Annotated in this window: 3 protein-coding genes; all 3 read left to right on the forward strand. The window is 45.9% G+C overall.

Annotated features, from left to right (window positions below; genetic code table 11):
- The coding region (locus AC29Z1_RS10595; protein WP_488271433.1) for a HelD family protein at positions 1-2,125 on the forward strand (2,125 nt) is incomplete at its 5' end.
- Positions 2,126-2,368: 243 nt separating this feature from the next.
- Positions 2,369-3,139 (forward strand): ABC transporter permease, encoded by a 771-nt coding sequence (locus tag AC29Z1_RS10600; protein ID WP_488271434.1) that lies wholly within the window; start codon positions 2,369-2,371, stop codon positions 3,137-3,139.
- Positions 3,120-3,607: ABC transporter ATP-binding protein (locus AC29Z1_RS10605; RefSeq protein WP_488271435.1), on the forward strand; the 488-nt coding region annotated here is incomplete at its 3' end. The genes AC29Z1_RS10600 and AC29Z1_RS10605, both read left to right, overlap by 20 nt.

Consider the following 3,607-nt stretch of genomic DNA (forward strand, 5'->3'; position numbering starts at 1 on the left):
AACCATCAAAGACATGCAGCAGATTATTAAAGACCTGGAAACCGATATCGACGACCGGGTGCATAAAATTAACAAATCCTTATCGACAAGGGATGAAGTCAGCGCCTATGTCCACTCTCTGATGAAGAGCGATCATGTAAAAAAAATTTCTGATATCACCCAAGCACTGGACTCCCCTTATTTTGGTCGGGTAGACTTTCAGGAAGATGGTACCGAAGAATTTCACCAATATTACATTGGCCGAACAAAGGTGGCTAAACTGGATATAGAAAGTGTCGAAGATATCCTGGTTTTCGACTGGCGCGACCCGGTAGCCAGCATGTTTTATGAGGCCCAGGACGGGCGCGCCAGCTATGAAGTGCTTGGCCGCTACACCTATACCGGCAGTGTAAGACTCAAACGCCAATACAAAATTGAAAACAGGCAGCTCATCTCCATGTCGGAGGATAATATTTTAAGCAACATCATGTCCCGCCAGCAAGAATCGCTCATTGCCGACCCATTTTTGCTGGAACGGCTATTGCAAGGGACTGGCGACCGGCTCAAAGATATCGTTACCTCCATCCGTTCAGAACAAAATCAGATTATTCGTGAACCATTAAATCAAGTCACCATTATCCAAGGAGTAGCAGGTTCAGGCAAAACCACCATTGGCCTGCACCGCTTGTCCTACCTGTTGTATAACGAAAAACTCAACCCGGCAAAGCTTGTTATTGTTGCACCCAATAAGATTTTTTTAGACTATATCTCTGACCTACTGCCTGAAATTGATGCTCAGGACGTCAAACAGACGACATTTACTGATCTGGCAATAGCCATTATGCAGTTTATCCCTGCCATCAAACAAATACCCCATGCCAGCAAAGAGCTGGCCGCCGCAGCCAGATGGAAAGGGACACCTGAGTGTATTAAGGTCATGAACTTGTTTTTAGAAAAGCAACTGGAAAAATTTTGTCAGAAACTCAAAGACATCCGTCTATTTGACAATCAACTAACTATCACCAGAGAACAGCAATTGGAAAAAGTGCTTGAGGGTGCTAGTGTTCCCTATAACGAGCGGTTACAGTCGCTACAAAAATATATCCGTTTCCGCATAAAAAACTTTGTAGAAGTCTATGAAGCCCGTTATAAACGGGGAGAAGCAAATACCGACGAAAAAACGGCAGTCCGTTATGCTGCTGAAGGTGAAGCCTTTAGCAAACAGCATTTTACCAAATGGCCCTTTCTAAAATTACTGCCGGCATATGCCGAACTTATGCAAGATAAAGCCGTCTGGCGTAAGATAAAACCGGCAGGTATTGCTGTTGATGTATTAACCACTCATACACTGGCCAATCTTAGATCCGGCCAAATTGAACGCGACGATCTAGCACCGCTGTGTTATCTAAAATACTTAATCGATGGCTTCAGCCATATGGAACAGTTTGATCACATTGCAGTTGACGAAGGGCAAGACGTCAATCTGTTAGAATACATCATCCTCTCCCGCCTGTCCCGCAATACCTCCTTCACCATCATGGGCGACATGTCCCAGGCCATCCATACTGACCGGGGACTTACCAGTTGGCAGGCACTGCTAAAAGAAGTTTTTGCGGAAGCGAAATGCCGCTACTTTGAAGTTAACTTCAGTTATCGCTCTGCCAAGGAAATTGTTGAGTTGTTCAATCAGGTGATTCCTGCTGGCCGTTCGAAGGCAATCCCGGTCTTCGAAATTGGCAGACAACCAGTTATTGAGCCAATTCCTAACGTCATGGCAGCCCTTAAGCGAACTATCCAAACCATTGAAGAGTTTAAAAACTTAGGCTGTAAATCTATCGGTATTCTGACAAAATCAGAATCCGACAGTCATAAACTATACGCCGGCTTGCAAGCAGCCGCTCCCGAATTGACCAACCTTAATCTCATTACTGCCAACGAATTAAGTTACCGCGGCGGTATCACCGTCGCCTCCATACCTCTGGCTAAAGGCCTGGAATTTGACGGGGTTATTATCTGGAATGCTTCTGATAGAAAATTTACTGCCGATTATCAGGATGCTAAACTTCTCTATGTTGCCATATCCCGGGCCATGTATTATCTGCACATTCTGCATCAGGGGAGGCTTACTCCCTTGCTTAACAGATAGACCAACCATTTCAACATAGCCCCTCACCCGGAAGAACTTAATACACGCTGCACACGTAACGAGGGACGATTTTGCCTGCATGCAAGCAAAATCGTCCCTCGTCTTACCATTCTTAACATTCGTATTTTGCCTTACCTGCTGGTAATAAGTGTTATTAGCAGGAATCTACTTACATTCATGTCGAAATAATAATTATAATTTTACATTCTCGGATTATATCTACCCTAAAGGAGCTACGTGGTAATGAACTGGTTGAAAGGTCTCCTAATCCCGGCCATTGTGCTACTCATTTGGTTCATTGTGACCAAACTTGAGCTTATCAGTATGTATATTATCCCGCCTCCCGCCCAAGTGCTAACTACTGCCCTCGTACTTTTGGAAAAAGGAATATTGTTATATCATGTAGCTACCAGTTTCTACCGGGTTATTGTAGGTTTTACTATTTCCTTTTTATTTGCCTTTCCGCTGGCAGTGCTTTTAGGCATGAACCGACGGTTTACGCCGTTTATCAATCCTCCGCTCGAGTTCATCCGGCACATTCCGCCACTTGCCTGTATCCCCATACTGATTCTCTGGCTGGGTATTGGCGAGGCTTCCAAACTGGCCGTAATTATTCTGGCTTCTTTCTTTCCAGTATTCCTAAACACCTTAAACGGCATAAGCCAATGTGATAAGAAACTGCTGGAAGTAGGCGATATCTTTGGCCTAACACCAAGTGAAAAATTCCGCCGTATTATTCTGCCTGCCAGTCTGCCCTCCATAGTTGTTGGTATCCGTCTTGGTTTGGGGTACAGTTGGCGGGCGCTGATCGGCGCTGAGCTTGTCGCTGCCTCAGCTGGTATCGGCTACATGATTCTGGATGCTGAGCAAATTTCGCGGTCAGACATTGTGATTATCGGGATTCTTACAATTGGCACTATCGGTTACTTTATTGATTATCTGTTTTTAAAACTCGCCCAGTATGGTATGCCTTGGGCTAAAAGGACGGCAGAGCATGGCAGCTATAACCCTTAACCATGTTAGTAAGATATACACCATTGACAATCGCCAGGTTGCAGCGCTGAAAGACATTAATCTTACGGTTGGAACTGGTGAGTTTGTCACAGTGGTCGGTCGCAGCGGCTGCGGCAAAACCACGCTGCTCCGGCTCATCGCCGGCCTGGAAACCAAAACGAACGGCCAACTTATTTTTACCCCTCCACATGCCAAAATCGGGCTGGTCTTTCAGGAACCTCGGCTCATGCCCTGGCTGACAGTAGAAGGCAATATGGCTTTTGCCCTCATGAATGAGCCCAACCGCGACCATGTCAAACAAACCGTAACTCACTATTTGCAACTGCTTGGCCTGGAAGAGTTCAGCCAGGCCTATCCTAGCGAGATTTCCGGCGGCATGGCCCAGAGGACAGCCCTAGGACGCGCTCTGTGCTACAATCCGGATATCATCTTAATGGATGAGCCATTAGGCGCGTTAGATGCCTTCAC

Source organism: Sporomusa sp. (genome assembly GCF_057736855.1).

Coding starts and splice junctions, on each gene's coding strand:
- AC29Z1_RS10600 (WP_488271434.1), top strand. CDS start 2,369: ATGAACTGGTTGAAAGGTCTCCTAATCCCGGCCATTGTGCTACTCATT.